This is a genomic window from Streptomyces sp. NPDC015242 (assembly GCF_043079125.1).
Classification (GTDB): Bacteria; Actinomycetota; Actinomycetes; order Streptomycetales; family Streptomycetaceae; genus Streptomyces.
Map to the genome: position 1 here is coordinate 482,726 of NZ_JBIBUF010000002.1, position 20,888 is coordinate 503,613.

Genomic DNA, 20,888 nt, shown 5'->3' on the forward strand with positions numbered 1-20,888 from the left:
TCGTCGGGGACGACGCCGTAGTCGGTGCTGTCGCCGCCGGCGTAGGCGTTGTCGCCGAGCACCCACCAGCCGTTCTCGCGCCGCTGGGCGGCCCGCTTCACCACGAGCAGGTCCTGCTGGAAGGGATGGCGCAGCACGACCACGTCACCGGGCCTGATCCGGGCGCCGTAGTGCACCAGGAGCCGGTCCCCGTGGTACAGCGTGGGCACCATGGACGGCCCGGTCACCTCGGCCACCCCGAAGGGCGCGGCCGGCCTCCCCCGCTCGGACTCCTGCGACAGCTCCGGCATCACCCGGCACCTCCCCGGTTCTTTCCTCCACCAGTCTCAGTCTCACCCCGGACTTTTGTCCTAAGCCCTAGGGGGCACTCGCGAAAACCCCTCCCCCACGGAGTAATGTCCCCTGTGAGAAGACGATCACGAGGAAGGAATGCTCCATGCTTTCCCGCCTGTTTGCACCCAAGGTCAAGGTCAGCGCGCACTGCGACCTTCCCTGCGGTGTCTACGACCCCGCCCAGGCCCGCATCGAGGCGGAGTCGGTCAAGGCCGTCCAGGAGAAGATGGCCGGAAACGACGACCCGCACTTCCAGGCCCGCGCCACCGTCATCAAGGAGCAGCGCGCGGAGCTCGCCAAGCACCACGTCTCGGTGCTGTGGAGCGACTACTTCAAGCCCCCGCACTTCGAGAAGTACCCGGAGCTGCACCAGCTGGTCAACGACACCCTGAAGGCCCTCTCGGCCGCCAAGGCGTCGACCGACCCGGCCACCGGCCAGAAGGCGCTGGACTACATCGCCCAGATCGACAAGATCTTCTGGGAGACCAAGAAGGCCTGATCGCCACGTACGCCGAAGGGGCCCTGCCGCCGATCCGGCCGGGCCCCTTCGTCGTACGGTGCCCGGTGCCGGCACCGTCGTGGGGACTTCGCCGGCGTCACGGTGGCCGGGGTGCCTGCGGCCCCGCCGTGTGCGGTCCGGTCGAGGGGCGTGACGTCACCGCCCGTTCAGGCGGCCGCGCCGACCTTGGCCGGCGGCTCGTCGCGCAGGCTGACCTCGTGCGTGTCGTTGACGTTCCGCGCGTGCACCGGGTTGCGGCGCGAGAGCACCACGATGCCCGCGGCGAGGGCGGTGCCGACCACCGCGACGACCGCCGTGCCGAGGTCGCCGCCGTGCTGGACGGCCGCGGCGGCCCCGCCGCCGATCAGCGCCGCGGCGGGCAGGGTGATCACCCAGGCGACCGCCATCCGGCCCGCGACGCTCCAGCGGACCTCCGCGAGCCTGCGGCCGAGTCCGGCGCCGAGGATGCTGCCCGAGGCGACCTGGGTGGTGGACAGGGCGAAACCGAGGTGGGCGGAGGTCAGGATGACGGTGGTGGAGGCGGTCTCGGCGGCGAAGCCCTGCGGCGACCGGATCTCGGTGAGGCCCTTGCCCATGGTGCGGATGATCCGCCAGCCGCCGAGGTAGGTGCCGAGGCCGATCGCGAGGCCCGCGGAGGCGACCACCCACAGGGGCGGACCGGCGTCGGGGCCGAGCGCGCCGGCCGCGATCAGGGTGAGGGTGATGACGCCCATGGTCTTCTGCGCGTCGTTGGTGCCGTGGGCGAGCGAGACGAGCGAGGCGGAGGCGATCTGCCCGATCCGGAAGCCCTTCGCCACGGACTCCTCGCGGGCGCGGTCGGTGAGCCGGTAGGCGAGCCAGGTGGCGAGCAGTGCGGCGATTCCGGCCACGACCGGCGAGGCCACCGCCGGGACCAGCACCTTCTCGACGACCTTGCCGAAGTGCACGCCGTGACGGCCCGCCCCCACCCACACGGCTCCGATCAGCCCGCCGAACAGGGCGTGCGAGGAACTGGAGGGCAGTCCGAGGAGCCAGGTCAGCAGGTTCCACAGGATCGCACCGACAAGCCCCGCGAAGATCATCCCCGGTGTGACGAGGGCGTCGTCCACGATGCCGCCCGAGATGGTCCTGGCGACCTCGGTGGACAGGAAGGCGCCGACGACGTTGAGGACGCCGCTGATCAGGACCGCTGTACGGGGAGCGAGCGCGCCGGTGGCGATGGAGGTGGCCATCGCGTTCGCCGTGTCGTGGAAACCGTTGGTGAAGTCGAACGCGAGCGCCGTGACGATGACGACGGCCACGAGGAACGTGATGTGGTCCATTGCTGCATGCAAGCAAGTCCGGGCCGGGGGGCTGGGACCGGCGAGGCGACGGCCGGTCAGGTTCACGCAGGTGGCCGTGGCGCGCACCCCCTACGATCGCGGCCATGAGCATCCGCTGGACGTACGCCTTCGCCGACCGGCCCCGCGCGGGCTTCGACGCCGCCTGCGGCTTCTGGACGGCGGTCACCGGCACCCGGCTCTCCGAACCACGCGGCGAGCACTCCGAGTTCGTCACGCTGCTCCCGGACGGCGCCGACGCGTGCGTGAAGGTGCAGGCGGTCGCATCCGGTCCCGGCGGCGCGCACCTGGACTTCTGCGTGGACGACGTACGGGAGTTCACCGACACGGCGGTGCGGCTCGGGGCACGCGTGGTGCGCGACCTCGGGTCACTCGCCGTGCTGCGCTCGCCGGGCGGGCAGTTGTTCTGCGCGGACTGCTGGCGCGGGCAGTCGTCGCGGCCGGACCCGGTGCGCGGCAGCCGGCTCGACCAGGTGTGCCTGGACGTGCCGCCGTCGGTCCACGACGCCGAAGTCGCCTTCTGGACCGCGCTGCTGACCGGCTGGGAGTCACGTCCCGGCTCCCTTCCGGAGTTCCATGTGGTCGAGCCGCCGCCCGGGCTGCCGGTGCGCCTGCTCCTGCAGCGCCTCGACGGCGAACGCCCGGCCTCCGCCCACCTCGACCTCGCCTGCGCGGACGCCGGCACGACCCGGGCCTGGCACGAGGAGCACGGGGCGTCGTTCGTGGCCGCGTTCTCCGGCTGGACGGTGATGCGCGACCCGGCGGGCGGCACGTACTGCCTGACGACCCGGGACCCGGAGACGGGCCGGCCGCGGGTTCGGGTGTGTTGACCGGACAGCTGCCTAAGGCCTGCCGATGTACGCGCACGCCGTCATGAGGTCCCCCTCGGGCGTGGGGCAGGGCGGAAGATCCGGCGCCTCGTCCGGATCCGCGTTCTCCCAGACGTACGGCCCTCCGGGCTCCGCCGATGTCTGCGCCCAGAGGGTCAGCCCGCCCGCCGCGACCACGACCAGCGCCCACAGGATCACCACCCACCGCCACACCCTGCGACGCCGCTCCCCCGTCATGCTCATGGCCACACGCTAACGCGTCCGGCCTCAGCCCCCGCGCCGGGACCACCGTCCCGGACAGGGCCGGGAGGGTGGTGGGATCCGATCCGCGTCGGCTCGTCGGCGGATTCGTCCGCGTCGGCTCGTCAGAGGTCGGCCGAGCCGTCCACGATCGGGCGGATCACCACCGGACGGCCCGGGGCGCCCGCGGGCTGGGGGCATCGTGCGATCCGCTCCGCGATCTCCGTGACCCGCTCCAGGCTCGCGCACTCCAAAACCCAGTAACCGGCGGGCAGCACCTCCGTCAGGCCGTACGGGCCGTCGTCGATCACGGCCTTCCCGTCGGCCCCGAGCGTGACGTGCCGGCTCCGCGCCGGCTCGGCCAGGCCCTGCGCGTCGACCAGCTCGCCGCTCCCGGCCAGGTCGTCGCCGAGCGCGCCCATGTGCGCGGACATGGCGCGCAGGTCCTCCTCGCTCCAGGCCGCGGAGTCCGCCGAGCCCTTGCCGCGCAGGGCGTCGTAGTCCGCCTGTGAGCCCTCCACCAGGACCAGGTACCTCATGCCGCTCCTCCGTGCTCGTCCCGTGCCGCCGGGCGGATCCCACGCGGATCCCAGGCGGAGCCGACGCGGATCCCACGGGGCCCCAGGCGGACCCCGGGCGGGGCGCCGCGGACGGGCCGCGGTGCCGGGCACGGATCCGGGGACCGGCTCAGGCGCCGGCTCGATACCGGCTCAGGCTCGGGGATTCTTCGCGACCGTTCCCCCGGGGGTGGCCTCGGGCCGGGCCGGGCCCGGCGGGGCGGTCACGGATGGGGCGGGGTCTTCGGCGGGCCGGGCCGCTCCGGCGTCCCCGCCCGGCCGGGCGCCTTCGGCCCGGCCGCTTTCCGCACCCTCCGCGTCGTCGTAGGCCCCGCACTCGGGGTTGCGGCACGGTCCCGCCACCCACCTCGGGACCCAGGTGCCCAGCGTCTTGTGCCGCCGGACGACTGTCTCCACTGGCTGTCCGCAGGTCGGACAGACGTGCTCCTCGCTGCCCATGCCTTCAGGGTAGGCCGGTGCGGCGCTCAGCGCTTCCTGCTGTACGTGCGCACCAGCACGCCGTTGCCGAAGGTGCGCACCGACTCCAGTGTGAATTCGGAGAGCTGGAAGCCGGAGCCGAACATGGGCATGCCCGAGCCGTAGACGAGCGGGTAGGTCTTGATGACCAGTTCGTCGATCTCGTCCAGCAGCTCTCCGGCCAGGCGGGAACCGCCGCACAGGTAGATGCCGAGGTCGCCGTCCTCCGCCTTGAGCGCGCGGACCTTGCCGAGCAGGTCGTCCGCGATGATCTCCACGTTCGGATCGGGCGACTTTCCCAGCGTGCGCGAGGCGACGTACTCGCGCAGGTGGCTGTAGGGGCTGGTGATGCCCTCCTTGAGGGCCACTTCGTAGCTGGCCCGGCCCTGGACGATCGTGTCGAACCGCTTGTTCGGCAGGTCGTCGATGCCGGTGGCGCGCCGCCCGCCGGTCGCGACGGTCTCCGGATACTCCTCCGCGAGGAAGCCGAAGAACTCCTCGTCGACGAAGGGATACATCGACGACGCGTCGCCGTCCGGGTCCCCGATGAAGCCGTCGATGGAGCAGGCGATGAAGTAGGTGAGCTTTCGCAAGCCAGGTCTCTTTTCGTAGGCTGTCGCTGCAACGACTCCAGTTGTAGTGCTTCACTTGTAGTGGTTGCAAGGGATTATCCGCGATCCGCGGAAGTGGGAGAAGGGACTCCGCATGGCCAGCAACCCTGAGCGGCGCGCCGCGCTCGTCGACGCCGGTGTCGAGGTCCTCGCGCGGGAGGGAGCCCGTGGGCTGACGTTCCGCGCGGTGGACGCGGAGGCCGGCGTCCCGGTGGGCACCGCCTCGAACTACTTCGCCGACCGCGGCGACCTGCTCCGCCAGATCGACACCCGGCTGCACGCGCGCCTCGCGCCCGACCCGGAGGTGGTCACCGGGCTCATGAACCGGCCGAGGGACCGCTCGCTGGTCACGGCCTTCATGCACGACCTGACGGCCCGCGCGACCCGCGACCGCACGGGCTACCTGGCCTTGCTGGAGCTACGGCTGGAGGCCACCCGGCGCCCCGAACTGCGCGCCTCCTACACGAAGTCGGTGCGCGGCGACCTGGAGGAGGCCATGGAGTTCCACCGGACGGCCGGGCTGCCCGGGGGTGACGAGAGAGTCGCCGTGCTCTATCTGGCCATGCTCGGACTGCTCCTGGAGCACCTGACCCTGCCGGGCGTGCTGGAGGACGTGCTGCCCGGCGTGAGCGTGCCGGACGGACTGGTGGAGCGGATCGTGGCGACGGTCCTGCCGGAGGGGGCGCAAGAGTAGGGGCGCAACGGCAGGGGCGTGAGGGTCTGCTGGTGGAGGCGCGGCCCGCAGGGACCTAGGCGGACGTCACCGTTCGGGGCTCGCGCCACATCGGCCACATCACCGGGCCGTCGGGCAGTTCGAGGACCTCGCCCGACAGCTCGAAGCCCAGCCGCTCGTACAGCTTGCGGCTGCGGTCGCTGCTGGCCTCCAGGTAGGCGGGCAGCCCCTCGCGGTCGCAACGGTCGAGGACCGACTCGATGAGCGCGGTCCCGAGACCTTCGCCCTGCCGGCCGGGGGCGACCCCGATCATCCACAGGTACTCGTGGGCGCGCCCGGCGGGATGGATCGCGGCCGTCAGGCGGCCGATCGCCTCGATGCGCGCGTTGCCGGGGTCGACGGCCTCCCGCACCTGGGCGGGGCCGTCGTCCTCACCGGCGTCGGCGGAGCCGTCCTCGCCGTGACCGTCCTGGGCGGGCATGGACAGCCACAGCGCGCAGGCGGAGCCGTCCTCGGTGACGTCGACACGGCCCGACTCGAGCACGATGTCGGTGAAGGCGGCCATGAGTCCGGGGTGCTTGGTCCGGCGGTCCTCCACGCCGGGGAAGACCCAGCCGCTCACGGGGTCGTCCTGGAAAGCCTCGTCCAGGAGCCGGACGATCAGCTCCCGGTCCTCCGCGCCCGCCGTCCGGATCGACACGCCCATGTCCCCGCCCCTTCGCTCGCCCTGATCACTGATCACCGATCACCGGCATCACCGATTGCCGACACCGACGCCGAACACCGATGGCGTCCGTGCGGTGCAGTCCGCGCGGTGCAGTCCGCCCGATGCCGGCCACTGCTGCCGATGGCCGGATGGCTGGTGCCGATCACCGATGCCGCAACGCCGATGCCGTCCGCCGGCACCCATCGCCGGCACCCATGACCGGTGCCGATCAGCGGTACAGATCCGCGGTGCCGACCACTGGTGCCGATCGCGGTACAGATCCGCGGTGCCGACCCGGTGCCGCCGGGCGTGATCGTAGGCCGGTCGGGGGGCAGCGTGGCCGGTGAGGCCGGACGTTGGCGGAAATGTGTCGCACACCTGCCCGAAGAGGCCGTGTGACACGAGTGAGGAGCGGACGAGGGGCGGGCCCCGCACACCGTGGGGCAGTGCGGGACCCGCCGGCCGGGTTCCGGTGACCGTGCGGTGTCAGGAGCCGCACGGCCCCGGCGCCCCGGGGTCTGTCCTTCGGCCGTCCGAAGAAGACGGCCCTCTCACTCGGCCGACCAGCGGTCAGACGCGGCGCTCGCACCCGGCGCTGACCCGGCCGGCCGTCAACTGCTGCGCCGGGTCACGAACTCGGCGAGGGCGAGCAGCCCGCCCGCCGCCTCGGGATCGGGTACCGCCCGGGCCAGTTGCTGCATCGCCCGGCCCATCCGGTCGGCCGCCTGCTCCTGTGCCCAGTCGCGGCCGCCCGCACGCTCCACGGTCAGGGCGATGCGGTCCAGGTCCTCCTCGTCGGCGGGTCGTGCGTACAGCTCGGCGAGTTCGGCGGCCTCGGGTGTGCCGGAGACGAGGGCCGCGACCACCGGCAGGGACTTCTTGCGCGCGGCCAGGTCCGCGCCGACCGGTTTGCCGGTGCGGCTCGGGTCGCCCCATATGCCGATGACGTCGTCGATGAACTGGAAGGCCAGTCCGGCCTCCCTGCCGAACCCGTCCAGCGCCGCCACGTCCGTCGCCCCGGCCCCCGCGTACAGCGCGCCGATCGCGCACGCGCTGCCCAGCAGGGCGCCCGTCTTGGCCTCCGCCACGGCGAGCACCTCGTCCAGCGTCACCCCGGCCGGGACGCGCCGCTCCAGGGCCGTGTCCGCGTGCTGTCCGGCACACAGCTCGACCACGCAGTCCGCGAGCCGGACGGCGGCCGCCTGGGACACCGGATGCGGGTCCTCGGCGAGCAGCCGCAGAGCCAGCGCCTGCAAGGCGTCCCCGGCGAGGATCGCGTCGGCGTCGCCGAACACGGCCCACGCGGTGGGGCGGTGGCGACGGGTGGCGTCACGGTCCATCACGTCGTCGTGCAGCAGCGTGAAGTTGTGGACCAGTTCCACCGCGGCGGCCGCCCGGACCGCGCGCGCTCTTGCCTCGGGTCCCCCCAGGGCGGCCGCGGCGGCGAGAACCAGCGCGGGCCGGATCGCCTTGCCCGAGCCGCCCTCGGCCGGAGTACCGTCGGCCTGCTCCCAGCCGAAGTGGTAGCGCGCGACCCGGCGCATCGGCGCCGGCAGCGAGTCGAGCGCGGCCCGCAGCACCGGATCGACCTCCGCCCGGGCGCGCTCCAGGAGTATGACCGCCTCGTGTCCCTCGGCCGGTACCGCCCGGCTGTCCTGCTGCGTCCCGATGGGCCCCCGCCCTTCCGGCGCCCCGGCCGGTCGCCGGGGCTCGGAGCCGGGCTGCCCACCGGGGGCGGGCAGCGTCGGTTCCGTCCTGAACTCCGTGAGGAACTCACCCATGGGACCGCCTCGAAGAAGGAGCGGACGGTGGCGCCTGGGCTGCCACCGGGCGCGTACCCCCAGGGTGTACCCGTCCGGCCGGGGCGGGACACGGCGGACCTGCCGGGAGGGTCACCGCCAGCGGCCGATCTCGACGTTCTCCAGGACTCCGAGCGCGTCCGGTACCAGGACCGCTGCCGAGTAGTAGGCCGTGACCAGGTACTTGATGATGGCCTGTTCGTTGATGCCCATGAAGCGCACCGACAGGCTCGGCTCGATCTCGTCCGGGATGCCCGAGGCCCGCAGACCGATGACGCCCTGGTCGCTCTCACCGGTACGCATGGCGATGATCGACGTCGTCCGCGCGTCCGTGACCGGGATCTTGTTGCACGGGAAGATCGGCACGCCGCGCCAGGTCGGGATGCGGTTGCCGGCCATGTCGATGGTCTCCGGGACCAGGCCCCGCTTGTTCAGCTCGCGGCCGATCGCGGCGATCGCGCGCGGGTGGGCGAGGAGGAGCTTGGTACCCCGGCGCCGGCTGAGCAGTTCGTCCAGGTCGTCCGGGCTGGGCACACCGTCGTGCGGCTGGATCCGCTGGTCGTACTCGCAGTTGTGCAGGAGCCCGAAGTCGCGGTTGTTGATGAGCTCGTGCTCCTGGCGCTCCTTGAGCGCCTCGACCGTCAGCCGGATCTGCTGCTCGGTCTGGTTCATGGGCTGGTTGTACAGGTCGGCCACGCGGGTGTGGATGCGCAGCACGGTCTGGGCGACGCTCAGTTCGTACTCACGGGGCCTGGCCTCGTAGTCGACGAACGTGTGCGGGATGTCCGGCTCGCCGGAGTGGCCGGCGGCGAGGTCGATCTCCTTCTCGCCGTACTTGTTGGAACGCTGCGAGGGGATGGAGCGGAGCTGCTGGAGGTGCTCGCGCAGTGTGTCCGAGCGCTCGGTGATCTGCGCGAACTCCTGGCGGGGCAGCACGAGGACGGTGCAGGCGGTGAGCGCGCGGGCCGTGTACTCCCAGATGGCGTCCTCGTTCAGCAGCGCGTCGTCGCCGAAGTAGGCGCCGTCGGCGAGGACACCGAGGGACTCGTCGTCGCCGTAGGGGCCCGTGCCGACCTTCTCGACGCGGCCGTGGGCCAGCAGGTAGACCTCGTCGGACGGGCTGCCGAAGGAGACGATCACGTCGCCCGCGGGGATCTCGCGCTGCTCGCAGCGGCGGGCGATCTCGGAGAGCACCTCCTCGTCCTCGTAGGAGCGCAGCGCGGGCAGTTCGCCCAGCTCAGCGGGGATGATCTCGACACGGTCGCCGGTCTTGACGAACGTGAGCCGGCCGTCGCCCACGGCGAACGTCAGCCGCCGGTTCACCCGGTACGTGCCGCCCTGGATGTCGACCCAGGGCAGCATGCGCAGCAGCCAGCGGGAGCTGATCTCCTGCATCTGCGGCACGGACTTGGTCGTGGTGGCCAGGTTCCGCGCGGCCGCCGTGCCGAGACTCTGCTGCGGCTTGGTCTGCTCCGTGCGGACCTCTTCGCCTACCGACATAGAGAACTGCCCTCCCGGTTGTGACCGACGCCCACATGCCTCGGGCATCGATGTGCACGGCCCAGCCTTCCTTACGCAGCGCGACGATGGTATTACCCGAAAGAGCGGGAATGGATCTTCGTACTGCTGGGCAGGAGCGACGAATTCGGGCGTCGGAACCCGCTGCCGGGGCCGCCCGCCGCCGCGCCCGGACTTGCTGGCGACAACCCGTGGGAAGTTGGCGGCCGCGCCTCTGGGAGGCCCGCGGGACCGGTCCTAGCGTGATGATCCGTCCCCCGGCCCCTTCCAGAGAACGGCCCCGCCATGCAGTACGTCGCACCGATCGCTGTCGGCCTCCTCTACGCCCTGGTGATGTCCCTGGTCCGCGAACCGCACCGGCGGCGCCTGAACGCGGTCATGGTGGCCGGTGCCGGTGCCGCCTACCTCAGCGGCGGCGGTCTGGGCGGCTGGGAGTTCGCCTTCACCGCGGTCCTGACGTACGTGGCCTTCCGCGGTCTGGAGTCGTGGACGTGGATCGGCGTCGGCTGGCTGCTGCACACGGTGTGGGACGTCGTGCACCACATCAAGGGGAACCCGATCATCCCGTTCGCCCACACCTCCTCGCTGGGCTGTGCCGTCTGCGACCCGGTGATCGCGCTCTGGTGCCTGCGGGGCGGGCCGTCGCTCACCGAGTGGGTCCGCGCCCGGCGCGGGGCCCGGCACCGGCAGCACGGTCCGGCGACGGAAGCGGACCGCGACCGGGACGAGGCCGGCCGCGGCGGGGCCGCCACGGCCGCCTCTCCCCCCGCCGGGTGACAATGACCCGGTGACCAGCCCCGACATCCCCGGCCTCGCCGGCCTGCGGCCGCTGCTGCCCTCGCCGGTGCAGGAGGTCGCCGACGCCCGGTTCGAGCGCCGGGGCGTGCGGCTGCTGCTCAAGCGGGACGATCTGATCCACCCGGAGCTGATCGGCAACAAGTGGCGCAAGCTGGCGCCGAATCTCGCGGCGGCGGCCGGCCGGACCGTCGTCACCTTCGGCGGGGCATGGTCCAACCACCTGCGCGCCACGGCCGCGGCCGGCCGCCTGCTCGGCATCCCCACGGTCGGTGTCGTACGCGGCGACGAGCTGGCCGGCCGGCCCCTCAACCCCTCGCTGGCCCGTTGCGCCGCCGACGGCATGCGGCTGCACTTCGCCGACCGGACGGCCTACCGCCACAAGTCCGAGCCCCGGACCCTGGCCGGGCTCCTGCGCGCGGCGGACGCCGAGGACGCGTACGTCGTCCCGGAGGGCGGAAGCAACGCGGAGGCGGTGCGCGGCTGCCGGGAGCTGGGCACCGAGCTGCGCGGGCGGGCGGACGTCGTCGCCGTGGCGTGCGGCACCGGCGGCACGCTGGCGGGGCTGGCCGCCGGTCTCGCGCCGGGGCAGCGCGCCCTGGGTGTGCCGGTCCTCAGGGGCGGCTTCCTGACCGCCGGCACCGAGGCGTTGCAGCGGGCGGCCTTCGGCGGCCGGCGCGGCACCTGGGCCATGGACGACCGTTTCCATTTCGGCGGCTACGCGCGCGTGCCCGAGGAACTCGACGCGTTCGCCGCGGACTTCGAGCAGCGCCACGGCCTGCCCGTGGAGCGCCTGTACGTCGCCAAGCTGCTGTACGGGCTCGTCACCCTGGCCGACGAGGGTGTCTTCGCCCGCGGGACGACGGTGGCGGCCGTGATCACCGGCCGCCCCTTTCCCTGACGCCCGGCCGCGTTTCTCTCTCGGCGTCCGGCCGAGCCGTCAGGCCGTCTCCCGGAAGGCCGCCGCCTCCTCCAGGTCCAGCCGGCGCAGCAGCGTCCGCAGCATCTCGTCGTCGATGTACCGGGCGTCACGGAGCTTGACGAACACCTCCCGCTCGGCGCTGATCATCTCCCGTGACAGCCGCCGGTAGGTGTCGTCGACGGACTCCCCGGTGACCGGGTTGGCCTGCCCGAGCCGCTCCCAGACGGCGTTGCGGCGGCGTTCCAGGACGGTGCGCAGCCGGTCGGCGAGCGGGGCGGGCAGGGCGTTGCGCTCGTCGGACAGCAGTTCGTCAAGGCGCCGCTCGGCGGCCCGGGACGCCTGCGCCTGCGCGTTGGCCTCGGCGAGCGTCTCGGCCTGCGCGTCCCGCCCGGGGAACTTCAGCAGACGGATCAGCGGGGGCAGGGTCAGTCCCTGCACGACCAGGGTCGCGATGACGGTCGTGAAGGTCAGGAAGAGGATGAGGTTGCGCTGCGGGAACGGTTCCTCACCGTCGTGCATGGTCAGCGGGATGGAGAAGGCGATGGCCAGCGACACCACGCCCCGCATGCCGGCCCACGCGATGACGAACGGCCCCTTCCAGGTCAGCGGCCCCTCGCGCTTGCGCAGGCGCGCGGACACCAACCGTGGCAGGAAGGTCGCCGGGTACACCCACACGAACCGGGCCGCGACGACCACCAGGAAGACGGCGACGGCGTACCAGGCGGCCTCGACGCCCTCGTACTCGCCGAGACCCCGCAGCACCACCGGCAGCTGCAACCCGATCAGCGCGAACACCGCGGACTCCAGTACGAAGGCGACCATCTTCCACACCGCCGCCTCCTGCAGGCGCGTGGCGAAGTCGACCTCCCACGCGCGGTGTCCCAGGTAGAGCGCGACCACGACGACCGCGAGGACACCGGAGGCGTGCACCTGCTCGGCGACGGCGTACGCGACGAACGGGATCAGCAGGGACAGCGTGTTCTGCAGCAGCGCCTCCTTCATGTGCGTGCGCAGCCAGTGGATCGGCGCCATCAGCACCAGCCCGACCACGACGCCGCCGATCGCGGCGACCAGGAACTCGCCGATGCCCCCGGCCCAGGTGGCGCCCTCCCCGACGGCGGCGGCCAGCGCCACCCGGTAGGCGGTGATCGCGGTGGCGTCGTTCAGCAGGGACTCGCCCTGGAGGATCGTGGTGATCCGCGACGGCAGCCCGACCCGGCGGGCCACCGCGGTCGCCGCGACCGCGTCCGGGGGCGCCACGACCGCCCCGAAGACCAGCGCCGCGGTCAGCGGCAGGTCCGGCACGATCAGGTACAGCGCCCAGCCGACCACGAAGGTCGCGAACAGCACGTACCCGACGGACAGCATGGCGACCGGCCGCAGCTGGGCCCGCAGGTCCAGGTACGAGCTCTCGGTGGCGGCCGTGTGCAGCAGCGGGGGCAGGATGAGCGGCAGGACGATGTGCGGGTCGAGCGTGTAGTCGGGCACGCCGGGCACGTAGCTGACCGCGAGCCCGGCCGCCACCAGCAGCAGCGGCGCCGGCACCGGGGTGCGCCGCGCGGCCGCCGCGATCGCGGCACTGCCCGCCACCAGCAACAGCAGTGGCATCACGTCCATCGTTCTCGCCCGCCCTCTTTTTTCGGCACGGTCTTCCGCTCGACCGTCGTAACCTGGCAATCATGAAACAGTGCACGCACGCCGACGCGCTGCCGCACCCCGAGCCCGACCCGCTCAGCGAGACGTGCCCGGAGTGCCTGGCCGACGGCACGGACCCGGTACAACTACGGCTGTGCCTCAGCTGCGGTCACGTCGGCTGCTGCGACTCCTCACCGGGGCGGCACGCCGCGGAGCACCACAAGCAGTCCGGCCATCCCGTCATGCGGACGCACGAACCCGGGGAAGCATGGCGTTGGTGCTTCGTCGATCACGTCCTCGTATGAGCCGGCACCACCCCGGCGCAGGACGGTCCGACCAGGACGGTTCGAGCGTCTGACGTCTGGGTACGTCAATCCGGCGCGCGCTCTTCCCATTTGGGCCCGCCCAACCCCTAGACACGGAGCGTGTCCACAGGTTTACTGTGAGTGACGGCAAGGGGTTGGGGTCCCGGGGACAGGATCGTCGAGAGCGCGATAGCGTCACCGCTGAACCACGTATCGCGTTACCCCGGGGGGCGACCCTCGGCCCTGAAACGCTTGTACCACCATGGAGGTGAGGGTGTCCCAGATCGCAGGCGAGCCCGCGACCCAGGACTTCGTCGAAGTCCGGCTGCCGGCCGCGGGTGCCTACCTGTCGGTGCTGCGTACGGCCACGGCCGGTCTCGCGGCCCGTTTGGACTTCACCCTCGACGAGATCGAGGACCTGCGCATCGCGGTGGACGAGGCCTGCGCGATCCTGCTCCAGCAGGCCGTGCCCGGCTCGGTGCTCAGCTGTGTCTTCCGCCTCGTCGACGACTCACTCGAGGTCACCGTCTCGGCGCCGACCACCGATGGCCATGCCCCCTCGCGGGACACCTTCGCCTGGACCGTGCTGTCCGCCCTCGCGGGCAAGGTCTCCTCCGCCGTGGACAAGGACAGAACCGTTTCGATCAGCCTCTACAAACAGCGCGGCGCGGGACCCGGGCCGGCGTGAGGAACGAGGACGGGCCGGTGCGGGACGAAGAGCGCGGCACACGAGAGCTGCCGGCCGAGGGCACGGGCGTGAGCGGTCCGGCCGGAGCCCGGCGCATGGCTGAGGGCATCGACGGCATCCCCGAGCAGGCCCGCCCGCATCCGGAGGACGACTCCCAGGGGGCCGTCCCTCCGGGCGGCGGGCGACGCGACCAGGACGGTGCCGTGCGGAGCGCGCCTCCGGGCGGGGGGATCACCGCATCCCCGGCCCAGGGGGTTCCCGCCACTCGCGCGAAGTCGAGAGGGGCGGAGGAGGCGAGGGCTCGGGGAAGGGCGACGGGCGGGACGATGAGCGAGCACGAGCGACACTCCGAGGACGAGACGCCGAGCGCGCAGCACGCGCACGGCACGCAGCACGGCGCCCCGGACCGCAGCGGCGCGCGCGAGATGTTCCTCAAACTGCGCACGCTGAGCAGCGGCAGCCCGGAGTACGCCGAGCTGCGCAACCAGCTGGTCCGTATGCACCTGCCGCTCGTCGAGCATCTGGCGCGCCGCTTCCGCAACCGCGGCGAGCCGCTGGACGACCTGACCCAGGTGGCCACGATCGGCCTGATCAAGTCGGTCGACCGTTTCGACCCTGACCGCGGCGTGGAGTTCTCCACGTACGCGACCCCGACGGTCGTCGGCGAGATCAAGCGGCACTTCCGCGACAAGGGCTGGGCGGTGCGCGTGCCGCGCCGGCTGCAGGAGCTGCGGCTGTCGCTGACCACGGCGACGGCCGAGCTGTCGCAGCTGCACGGGCGCTCCCCCACGGTCCACGAGCTCGCGGAGAAGCTGGCGATCTCCGAGGAGGAGGTCCTGGAGGGCCTGGAGTCCGCCAACGCGTACTCCACGCTGTCCCTGGACGTCCCCGACACGGACGACGAGTCCCCGGCGGTCGCGGACACGCTCGGCGCGGAGGACGAGGCGCTGGAGGGCGTCGAGTACCGGGAGTCGCTCAAGCCGCTGCTGGAGGACCTCCCGCCGCGCGAGAAGCGGATCCTGCTGCTGCGCTTCTTCGGCAACATGACCCAGTCGCAGATCGCGCAGGAGGTCGGCATCTCGCAGATGCACGTCTCCCGCCTGCTGGCGCGCACCCTGGCGCAGCTCCGGGAAAAGCTGCTTGTCGAGGAGTGACGACAGTCCCTCCGTGCCCGGCCCGCCCTCGCGTACCGCCTACTTCTCCGTACCGCCGGCGTTGCCGGGCCCGCGGATCCCGAGGGCCCGGGTCGTCTCCGGGTTCACCAGCAGGACGAGCGAGGCGACCGCGACCACGGCCAGGGCGATCCCGCCGGGGATGGCCATGCTGTCGGCCTGGAGCAGGTTGTAGGCCACCGGCAGCGCCATGAGCTGGGTGATGACGGCCGGGCCGCGGCTCCAGCTGCGCAGCGCGAGCAGTCCGCGCGCGGCGAGCAGGGGCAGCAGCGCGAGCGCGATCAGCGTGATCCCTCCGGTGACGGCCTGCTGCCGGTCGTCCGGGTGCCCGGTGAAGCCGAGGACCAGCATCCAGACACCGCCGACGACCAGCGCGAGCCCTTCCAGCGCGGCCAGCAGCGCGGCGTACGTCAGGCGCCGCGGACGGGGGCCGGTGATGTCGGGGGTGGTGGGGGTCTGCTCACTGCTCACCCCTGAAGGGTAGCCCTCGCCCCGCGCGCCCCCAGTGGTGAGGTTCACCCCCGGTCTCTTACCCGATCCCTACCTCGGTCTGGGCCCGGTACCACCCAGTAGGTACGCTGCCAGTCATGCGTGCACTTCTCGTGGTCAATCCGGCGGCAACCACCACGAGTGCGCGCACGCGCGACGTGCTGATCCACGCACTCGCCAGCGAGATGAAGCTGGAAGCGGTCACCACCGAGTACCGCGGCCACGCGCGCGACCTGGGCCGGCAGGCGGCGGACAGCGATGACATCGACCTTGTGGTGGCCCTCGGCGGCGACGGCACGGTCAACGAGGTGGTCAACGGCCTGCTGCACGCCGGACCCGCCCCGGAGCGCCTCCCCGGTCTCGCCGTGGTGCCGGGCGGCTCCACCAACGTCTTCGCCCGCGCCCTGGGCCTGCCGAACGACGCCGTGGAGGCCACCGGCGCCCTGCTGGACGCCCTGCGCGACGGCAGCGAACGGACCGTCGGCCTGGGACTGACCTCCGGCACGCCGGGCACGGAGGACGAGTCGGTGCCGGCCCGCTGGTTCACCTTCAACGCGGGCCTCGGCTTCGACGCGGGCGTGGTCGGCCGGGTGGAGCAGCACCGCGAGCGCGGCCGGAAATCCACACACGCTCTTTACGTGCGCCAGGTGGTGCGTCAGCTCTTCGGCGAGCCGAACCGCCGGAGCGGGACGATCACCCTGGAACGGGACGGAGCGGACCCGGTCACCGATCTGGTGCTGTCCATAGTCTCGAACACCTCCCCGTGGACGTTTCTGGGGAATCGCCCGATCTACGCGGCACCTAAGGCCTCGTTCGATACCGGCCTCGACATCTTCGCTCTCAGCCGCCTGTCGACCGCCGCTGTTGCCCGGTATGGCACCCAGTTGCTCACTTCGTCCCCCGAGCGTGGACCCCAGGGCAAGCACGCCACCTCTCTGCACGATTTGACGGAGTTCACCTTGCATTCGAAGGTGCCGCTCCCCCTCCAGATGGACGGTGACCACCTGGGGCTGCGCACCAGCGTGACGTTCACAGGCGTACGCCGTGCACTGCGTGTGATTGTGTGAGCAGAACTGGCTAAAGTCCTTTCACTCGAACGTTTAGGCCAGGATCCACCCCATGGAAGTACGGCTGTGACCTAGTCGACACCGAAGAATCAAAAAAAACTTTCCAGAAGGGGTTGTATCCGCCGCTGAGGTTTGCGAGTCTCTACGTGGCGATCGGGACGGCCCGCAACACCGGCCTCCACTGATCACCAGAACCCCTCTTCAACTCACAGGACCCACGCCAGGGAACCTGGCGGTCGGCCCTTCACTTGTTGAGGGATTCGTGAAAGCGTTCACATTCACAAGCACCTGCACGTAATACCAAGGAGAGGTAGCAGCCATGGACTGGCGTCACAACGCCGTTTGCCGCGAGGAAGACCCCGAGCTCTTCTTCCCCATCGGCAACACCGGTCCTGCGCTGCTGCAGATCGAGGAAGCCAAGGCCGTCTGCCGTCGCTGCCCGGTGATCGAGCAGTGTCTGCAGTGGGCGCTCGAGTCCGGTCAGGACTCCGGCGTCTGGGGTGGTCTCAGCGAGGACGAGCGCCGCGCCATGAAGCGCCGCGCCGCCCGCAACCGGGCCCGTCAGGCCTCCGCCTGACACCCACCCCTGCTGACAGCCTGAGCTTGGCGGCGCGTACAGCGCGTACGCATCTCCCGCCCCCGAGCCGCAGCGCGCAGTTCCCCCGATGCGCTTAGTTAAGCAGCAACGAGCTTTAGCCCCGGGCCACTTGGTGGCCCGGGGCTCATTGCTGTCCCGGGCTCATCGCTGTGGCCGGGATGGTCGCCGTCCCGGCCCCGCCGCTTTCCCGGATCGTCGTGTCCGGCCGCCGCTACTTCTGCGCGCGCACCGGGATGTCGAGGATCACGCGGGTGCCGCGCTCCGGCGCCGGGACCATGTCGAAGGTGCCACCCAACTCCCCCTCCACCAGGGTCCGCACGATCTGCAGGCCGAGGTTGCCGGCGGTGTGCGGATCGAAGCCCTCCGGCAGTCCGACGCCGTCGTCCTGGACCGTGACCAGAAGGCGGGCCTCCTTCGTGGTGCCGCCGCGGACCGCCGACACCTCGACCGTGCCGGTGTCCCCCTCGCGGAAGCCGTGCTCCAGCGCGTTCTGCAGGATTTCGGTCAGCACCATCGACAGGGGCGTGGCGACCTCGGCGTCGAGGATGCCGAAGCGTCCGGTGCGCCGGCCCGCCACCTTGCCCGGGGAGATCTCCGCCACCATCGCGAGGACCCGGTCGGCGATCTCGTCGAACTCCACGCGCTCGTCGAGGTTCTGGGAGAGGGTCTCGTGCACGATCGCAATGGATCCGACCCGCCGCACCGCCTCCTCCAGGGCCTCCCTGCCGCGGTCGGACTCGATGCGGCGGGCCTGGAGGCGGAGCAGGGCCGCGACCGTCTGGAGGTTGTTCTTGACCCGGTGGTGGATCTCCCGGATCGTGGCGTCCTTGGTGATCAACTCGCGCTCGCGGCGACGCAGTTCGGTGACGTCCCGGAGGAGCACCAGCGAACCGATGCGGGTGCCCTTGGGCTTGAGCGGGATGGCGCGGAACTGGATGACCCCGTCGTTGGCCTCGATCTCGAACTCGCGCGGCGCCCAGCCGCTGGCGACCTTGGCCAGCGCCTCGTCCACCGGGCCCCGGGTGGGGGCGAGTTCGGCCGTGGTCCTGCCGAGGTGCTGGCCGACGAGGTCGAAGGCGAGGCCGAGCCGGTGGTAGGCGGACAGGGCGTTCGGTGAGGCGTACTGCACGAGGCCGTCGGCGTCCAGCCGGATGAGGCCGTCGCCCACGCGGGGCGAGGCGTCCATGTCGAGCTGCTGGTTCGCGAACGGGAAGGAGCCGGCCGCGATCATCTGCGCCAGGTCGGAGGCGCTCTGCAGATAGGTGAGCTCCAGCCGGCTCGGGGTGCGCACGGTGAGCAGGTTGGTGTTGCGGGCGATGACCCCGAGGACCCGGCCCTCTCGCCGTACGGGGATCGACTCGACCCGGACGGGCACTTCCTCGCGCCACTCGGGGTCGCCCTCGCGCACGATCCGCCCCTCGTCGAGGGCGGCGTCCAGCATCGGGCGGCGGCCTCGCGGGACGAGGTGGCCGACCATGTCGTCCTGGTACGAGGTCGGGCCGGTGTTGGGCCGCATCTGGGCGACCGAGACGTACCGGGTGCCGTCGCTCGTGGGGACCCACAGGACCAGATCGGCGAAGGAGAGGTCGGAGAGCAGCTGCCACTCCGAGACCAGCAGGTGCAGCCACTCGAGATCGGTGTCGTCGAGGGCGGTGTGCTGGCGTACGAGTTCGTTCATGGAGGGCACGTGGCGAGCGTACCCGGGCGTTTGTACGGGTCTGAAATATCTCGGGCCCGGAAACACCCGCGGGCCGCGGCGCCTGAGAGGGACCCTCAACCCTCCCGGCACCGCAGCCCGGAGCAATATCGGCCGTGGGGTGTGCGGTCCCGGTCGGCCGAAGGTCGAGGAGCCGGGGCAGTCAGGGCAGAGAGCCTCGGTTCCTCGGTCCGTCTTCCTGTGCGGGGAAGACGGAGGTCTGCTGCGCGTGATGCATGCGCTCCCCTTACGCATTGTGGACTAGACCACTCGGGGTGTCCATGCGTGGGAGGCTGTTCGTTCTTGTCAATTCCGCGACTGATCGGACGCGCGGGCGTCCACCACGCAGCCTAACCCGTGTGGGTTCCTGTGCGGGGCCAGATCGACATGGCAATCTCCGCGACGGCCTCCAGCTCCTCCCGGCTCGCCCCGTCACGCGCCTGTTGCGACATGCCCTGGATCATCGCGCCCGTGTGCCGCGCGAGGGCCGCGGCGTCGACGTCCGCCGGGAGCACACCAGCGGCGATGTCGGCCCTGATGCGCTCCTCGAAGGCGGCGATGTTGGCGTTGCGGCGATCCCGCAGGGACTGTTCGACCTCGGGCGTGGAGCAGTTCGCGGCGGCGTGCACGACGAGGCAGCCGTGCGGGTGGCCCGGTTCCGTGTAAGCGGTGGCGGCCTCGCGCAGCACCCGGGCGACGGCGGCCCGCGCGGTGGGTTCCTCGGCGAGGGCGCGGGCCGTGAACGAGCCGTAGCGCGTGCCGTAGACACGGACGACCTCGTCGAAGAGGGACCGCTTGTCCCCGAAGGCCGCGTAGAGGCTGGGGGCGCCGATGTCCATGACGCGGGTGAGGTCGGAGACGGACGTGGCCTCGTAGCCGTGCTCCCAGAAGGCCAGGAGCGCCTTCTCCAGCGCGGTCTCGCGATCGAAGGAGCGAGGGCGCCCGCGGGGCCTGGGCGGTCTCGGCGCGGCCTTGCCCCGGGTCTTCGCGGATCCGTCGTCGTTCACCATGGAGTGCATTTTATAGCGGGCACTAGAGAAATGTCGGCGGGGTGTTGTACGGTCATTTCTGTAGCGACCGCTAGAAAAATGTGAAGGGGGCGTCGGCATGGGCGTGCTCACCGGCAGGACGGCACTGGTCACGGGGGCGAGCAGGGGGATCGGGCGAGGCATCGCCGAGCGGCTGGCGCACGACGGCGCGCGGGTCGCCGTGCACTATGGCCGCAACGAGACCGCGGCGAAGGAGACGGTCGCCGCGATCGAGGCGGCGGGCGGCGAGGCCTTCGCACTCGGCGTCGAGCTGGGCGTGGCGGGAGACGCCGAGACACTGTGGGAGGAGTTCGACCGGCACGCGGACGGGCTCGACATCCTGGTGAACAACGCGGCCATCGGCAGCACGCGGCCCATCGGCGAGCTGGAGGAACGGCAGTTCGACGAGGTCTTCGCGGTGAACGTGAAAGCGCCGTTCTTCATCCTCAAGCACGGCATGACGCGTCTGCGCGACGGCGGCCGGGTCGTCAACATCTCGTCCGGCCTGGCGCGCACGGCGGTGATGCCGGACAACGTGGCGTACGCGATGACGAAGGGCGCGCTGGACGTCCTCTCCCGCGACCTGTCCAAGGTGCTGGGCCCCCGGGGCATCACGGTGAACTCGGTGGCGCCGGGCATCATCGACACGGACAACACGGCCGAGCTGCTGCACGGCAGCGACGACGGCTGGGCGAAGGCCGCGGCGATATCGGCGCTGGGCGGGGTGGGCCGGCCGGCGGAGGTCGCCGACGTGGTGGCGTTCCTGGTCTCGGACGGAGGCCGGTGGGTCACGGGGAGCTGGGTGGACGTGACAGGGGGTTCGCTGACCTGACCTGACCTGACCTGCCCCGATCCGGCTGGCCCGGCAGGGCAGCTTCCACTCCCCCGCACGGCGGAACGCCCGAACGCG

General features: G+C 71.7%; 22 protein-coding genes and 1 pseudogene. 11 read left to right on the plus strand and 12 right to left on the minus strand.

What is annotated here, in order from left to right:
• Positions 1 to 38: 38 nt before the first annotated feature.
• Positions 39 to 290, minus strand: a pseudogene (gene sodX, locus ACF07N_RS07600) (nickel-type superoxide dismutase maturation protease); the annotation flags it as partial.
• A 146-nt stretch (positions 291 to 436) separates the two neighbouring features.
• On the opposite strand from sodX, the gene sodN reads away from it, so the two are divergent.
• A complete protein-coding gene (sodN, locus tag ACF07N_RS07605; RefSeq protein WP_004983535.1) occupies positions 437 to 832 on the plus strand; it encodes a superoxide dismutase, Ni in 396 nt (131 codons plus the stop codon).
• Between the two features lie 167 nt (positions 833 to 999).
• Here sodN and ACF07N_RS07610 read toward each other — a convergent pair whose 3' ends face one another.
• Positions 1,000 to 2,154 (minus strand): anion permease, encoded by a 1,155-nt coding sequence (locus ACF07N_RS07610; protein ID WP_392109582.1) that lies wholly within the window; start codon positions 2,152 to 2,154, stop codon positions 1,000 to 1,002.
• 104 nt (positions 2,155 to 2,258) lie between these two features.
• Here ACF07N_RS07610 and ACF07N_RS07615 point away from each other — a divergent pair, with 104 nt between their 5' ends.
• On the plus strand, positions 2,259 to 3,002 hold the full coding sequence (locus ACF07N_RS07615) for a VOC family protein (protein WP_392109585.1): 744 nt from the start codon (positions 2,259 to 2,261) through the stop codon (positions 3,000 to 3,002).
• A 12-nt stretch (positions 3,003 to 3,014) separates the two neighbouring features.
• Here ACF07N_RS07615 and ACF07N_RS07620 read toward each other — a convergent pair whose 3' ends face one another.
• The 3 genes from ACF07N_RS07620 to ACF07N_RS07630 all read right to left on the minus strand — a co-directional run bounded on the left by ACF07N_RS07620 (position 3,015) and on the right by ACF07N_RS07630 (position 4,869).
• Complete coding sequence (locus tag ACF07N_RS07620) at positions 3,015 to 3,245, minus strand: hypothetical protein (protein WP_392109588.1); 231 nt, start codon at positions 3,243 to 3,245, stop codon at positions 3,015 to 3,017.
• A gap of 122 nt (positions 3,246 to 3,367) precedes the next feature.
• Positions 3,368 to 3,781, minus strand: a complete 414-nt coding sequence (locus ACF07N_RS07625; protein ID WP_392109591.1) for a YciI family protein — start codon at positions 3,779 to 3,781, stop codon at positions 3,368 to 3,370.
• A 503-nt stretch (positions 3,782 to 4,284) separates the two neighbouring features.
• Positions 4,285 to 4,869: a dihydrofolate reductase family protein gene (locus ACF07N_RS07630; protein WP_392109594.1), complete on the minus strand. Its 585-nt coding sequence runs from the start codon at positions 4,867 to 4,869 to the stop codon at positions 4,285 to 4,287.
• Between the two features lie 112 nt (positions 4,870 to 4,981).
• On the opposite strand from ACF07N_RS07630, the gene ACF07N_RS07635 reads away from it, so the two are divergent.
• Entirely contained in the window at positions 4,982 to 5,581 is a 600-nt protein-coding gene (locus ACF07N_RS07635) for a TetR/AcrR family transcriptional regulator (protein ID WP_392109597.1), read from the plus strand.
• A 55-nt stretch (positions 5,582 to 5,636) separates the two neighbouring features.
• On the opposite strand, the gene ACF07N_RS07640 is transcribed toward ACF07N_RS07635, so the two are convergent.
• From ACF07N_RS07640 to ACF07N_RS07650, 3 genes are all read right to left on the minus strand, one after another.
• Positions 5,637 to 6,266 (minus strand): GNAT family N-acetyltransferase, encoded by a 630-nt coding sequence (locus tag ACF07N_RS07640; RefSeq protein ID WP_392109600.1) that lies wholly within the window; start codon positions 6,264 to 6,266, stop codon positions 5,637 to 5,639.
• A 611-nt stretch (positions 6,267 to 6,877) separates the two neighbouring features.
• Positions 6,878 to 8,047 (minus strand): family 2 encapsulin nanocompartment cargo protein polyprenyl transferase, encoded by a 1,170-nt coding sequence (locus ACF07N_RS07645; protein ID WP_392109603.1) that lies wholly within the window; start codon positions 8,045 to 8,047, stop codon positions 6,878 to 6,880.
• A 111-nt stretch (positions 8,048 to 8,158) separates the two neighbouring features.
• Positions 8,159 to 9,565 (minus strand): family 2B encapsulin nanocompartment shell protein, encoded by a 1,407-nt coding sequence (locus tag ACF07N_RS07650; RefSeq protein WP_392109606.1) that lies wholly within the window; start codon positions 9,563 to 9,565, stop codon positions 8,159 to 8,161.
• Positions 9,566 to 9,868: 303 nt separating this feature from the next.
• Here ACF07N_RS07650 and ACF07N_RS07655 point away from each other — a divergent pair, with 303 nt between their 5' ends.
• The gene (locus ACF07N_RS07655; protein ID WP_392109609.1) at positions 9,869 to 10,360 is read left to right on the plus strand and encodes a DUF6010 family protein; all 492 of its coding nucleotides are present in this window, start codon (positions 9,869 to 9,871) and stop codon (positions 10,358 to 10,360) included.
• Positions 10,361 to 10,370: 10 nt separating this feature from the next.
• Complete coding sequence (locus ACF07N_RS07660) at positions 10,371 to 11,279, plus strand: 1-aminocyclopropane-1-carboxylate deaminase/D-cysteine desulfhydrase (protein ID WP_392109612.1); 909 nt, start codon at positions 10,371 to 10,373, stop codon at positions 11,277 to 11,279.
• Positions 11,280 to 11,318: 39 nt separating this feature from the next.
• On the opposite strand, the gene ACF07N_RS07665 is transcribed toward ACF07N_RS07660, so the two are convergent.
• Positions 11,319 to 12,917, minus strand: coding sequence for a Na+/H+ antiporter (locus ACF07N_RS07665; RefSeq protein ID WP_392109615.1), 1,599 nt, complete (start codon positions 12,915 to 12,917; stop codon positions 11,319 to 11,321).
• Between the two features lie 62 nt (positions 12,918 to 12,979).
• Here ACF07N_RS07665 and ACF07N_RS07670 point away from each other — a divergent pair, with 62 nt between their 5' ends.
• The 3 genes from ACF07N_RS07670 to ACF07N_RS07680 all read left to right on the plus strand — a co-directional run bounded on the left by ACF07N_RS07670 (position 12,980) and on the right by ACF07N_RS07680 (position 15,082).
• Positions 12,980 to 13,240, plus strand: a complete 261-nt coding sequence (locus ACF07N_RS07670) for a UBP-type zinc finger domain-containing protein (RefSeq protein WP_383323890.1) — start codon at positions 12,980 to 12,982, stop codon at positions 13,238 to 13,240.
• A gap of 274 nt (positions 13,241 to 13,514) precedes the next feature.
• Entirely contained in the window at positions 13,515 to 13,928 is a 414-nt protein-coding gene (locus tag ACF07N_RS07675; RefSeq protein ID WP_361198141.1) for an anti-sigma regulatory factor, read from the plus strand.
• Positions 13,929 to 13,945: 17 nt separating this feature from the next.
• A complete protein-coding gene (locus tag ACF07N_RS07680; protein ID WP_392109619.1) occupies positions 13,946 to 15,082 on the plus strand; it encodes an RNA polymerase sigma factor SigF in 1,137 nt (378 codons plus the stop codon).
• 39 nt (positions 15,083 to 15,121) lie between these two features.
• Here ACF07N_RS07680 and ACF07N_RS07685 read toward each other — a convergent pair whose 3' ends face one another.
• Positions 15,122 to 15,571, minus strand: a complete 450-nt coding sequence (locus ACF07N_RS07685) for a hypothetical protein (protein ID WP_383323896.1) — start codon at positions 15,569 to 15,571, stop codon at positions 15,122 to 15,124.
• A gap of 116 nt (positions 15,572 to 15,687) precedes the next feature.
• Here ACF07N_RS07685 and ACF07N_RS07690 point away from each other — a divergent pair, with 116 nt between their 5' ends.
• On the plus strand, positions 15,688 to 16,656 hold the full coding sequence (locus ACF07N_RS07690) for a diacylglycerol/lipid kinase family protein (RefSeq protein ID WP_383323899.1): 969 nt from the start codon (positions 15,688 to 15,690) through the stop codon (positions 16,654 to 16,656).
• A 319-nt stretch (positions 16,657 to 16,975) separates the two neighbouring features.
• Positions 16,976 to 17,233 carry a WhiB family transcriptional regulator gene (locus ACF07N_RS07695; RefSeq protein ID WP_003992873.1) on the plus strand — a complete coding sequence of 86 codons (258 nt, stop codon included), beginning with the start codon at positions 16,976 to 16,978 and terminating at the stop codon, positions 17,231 to 17,233.
• 232 nt (positions 17,234 to 17,465) lie between these two features.
• On the opposite strand, the gene ACF07N_RS07700 is transcribed toward ACF07N_RS07695, so the two are convergent.
• Together ACF07N_RS07700 and ACF07N_RS07705 are read right to left on the minus strand one after the other, a co-directional pair.
• On the minus strand, positions 17,466 to 18,932 hold the full coding sequence (locus tag ACF07N_RS07700; RefSeq protein WP_383325000.1) for a sensor histidine kinase: 1,467 nt from the start codon (positions 18,930 to 18,932) through the stop codon (positions 17,466 to 17,468).
• A 368-nt stretch (positions 18,933 to 19,300) separates the two neighbouring features.
• The gene (locus tag ACF07N_RS07705) at positions 19,301 to 19,960 is read right to left on the minus strand and encodes a TetR/AcrR family transcriptional regulator (protein ID WP_392109623.1); all 660 of its coding nucleotides are present in this window, start codon (positions 19,958 to 19,960) and stop codon (positions 19,301 to 19,303) included.
• 97 nt (positions 19,961 to 20,057) lie between these two features.
• Between ACF07N_RS07705 and ACF07N_RS07710 the strand changes: the two genes are divergently transcribed.
• On the plus strand, positions 20,058 to 20,810 hold the full coding sequence (locus ACF07N_RS07710) for an SDR family oxidoreductase (protein WP_392109626.1): 753 nt from the start codon (positions 20,058 to 20,060) through the stop codon (positions 20,808 to 20,810).
• The last annotated feature ends 78 nt before the right edge of the window (positions 20,811 to 20,888 follow it).

Coding starts and splice junctions, on each gene's coding strand:
- sodN (WP_004983535.1), top strand. CDS start 437: ATGCTTTCCCGCCTGTTTGCACCCAAGGTCAAGGTCAGCGCGCACTGC.
- ACF07N_RS07610 (WP_392109582.1), bottom strand. CDS start 2,154: ATGGACCACATCACGTTCCTCGTGGCCGTCGTCATCGTCACGGCGCTC.
- ACF07N_RS07615 (WP_392109585.1), top strand. CDS start 2,259: ATGAGCATCCGCTGGACGTACGCCTTCGCCGACCGGCCCCGCGCGGGC.
- ACF07N_RS07620 (WP_392109588.1), bottom strand. CDS start 3,245: ATGAGCATGACGGGGGAGCGGCGTCGCAGGGTGTGGCGGTGGGTGGTG.
- ACF07N_RS07625 (WP_392109591.1), bottom strand. CDS start 3,781: ATGAGGTACCTGGTCCTGGTGGAGGGCTCACAGGCGGACTACGACGCC.
- ACF07N_RS07635 (WP_392109597.1), top strand. CDS start 4,982: ATGGCCAGCAACCCTGAGCGGCGCGCCGCGCTCGTCGACGCCGGTGTC.
- ACF07N_RS07640 (WP_392109600.1), bottom strand. CDS start 6,266: ATGGGCGTGTCGATCCGGACGGCGGGCGCGGAGGACCGGGAGCTGATC.
- ACF07N_RS07645 (WP_392109603.1), bottom strand. CDS start 8,047: ATGGGTGAGTTCCTCACGGAGTTCAGGACGGAACCGACGCTGCCCGCC.
- ACF07N_RS07650 (WP_392109606.1), bottom strand. CDS start 9,565: ATGTCGGTAGGCGAAGAGGTCCGCACGGAGCAGACCAAGCCGCAGCAG.
- ACF07N_RS07655 (WP_392109609.1), top strand. CDS start 9,869: ATGCAGTACGTCGCACCGATCGCTGTCGGCCTCCTCTACGCCCTGGTG.
- ACF07N_RS07665 (WP_392109615.1), bottom strand. CDS start 12,917: ATGGACGTGATGCCACTGCTGTTGCTGGTGGCGGGCAGTGCCGCGATC.
- ACF07N_RS07670 (WP_383323890.1), top strand. CDS start 12,980: ATGAAACAGTGCACGCACGCCGACGCGCTGCCGCACCCCGAGCCCGAC.
- ACF07N_RS07690 (WP_383323899.1), top strand. CDS start 15,688: ATGCGTGCACTTCTCGTGGTCAATCCGGCGGCAACCACCACGAGTGCG.
- ACF07N_RS07695 (WP_003992873.1), top strand. CDS start 16,976: ATGGACTGGCGTCACAACGCCGTTTGCCGCGAGGAAGACCCCGAGCTC.
- ACF07N_RS07700 (WP_383325000.1), bottom strand. CDS start 18,932: ATGAACGAACTCGTACGCCAGCACACCGCCCTCGACGACACCGATCTC.
- ACF07N_RS07705 (WP_392109623.1), bottom strand. CDS start 19,960: ATGGTGAACGACGACGGATCCGCGAAGACCCGGGGCAAGGCCGCGCCG.
- ACF07N_RS07710 (WP_392109626.1), top strand. CDS start 20,058: ATGGGCGTGCTCACCGGCAGGACGGCACTGGTCACGGGGGCGAGCAGG.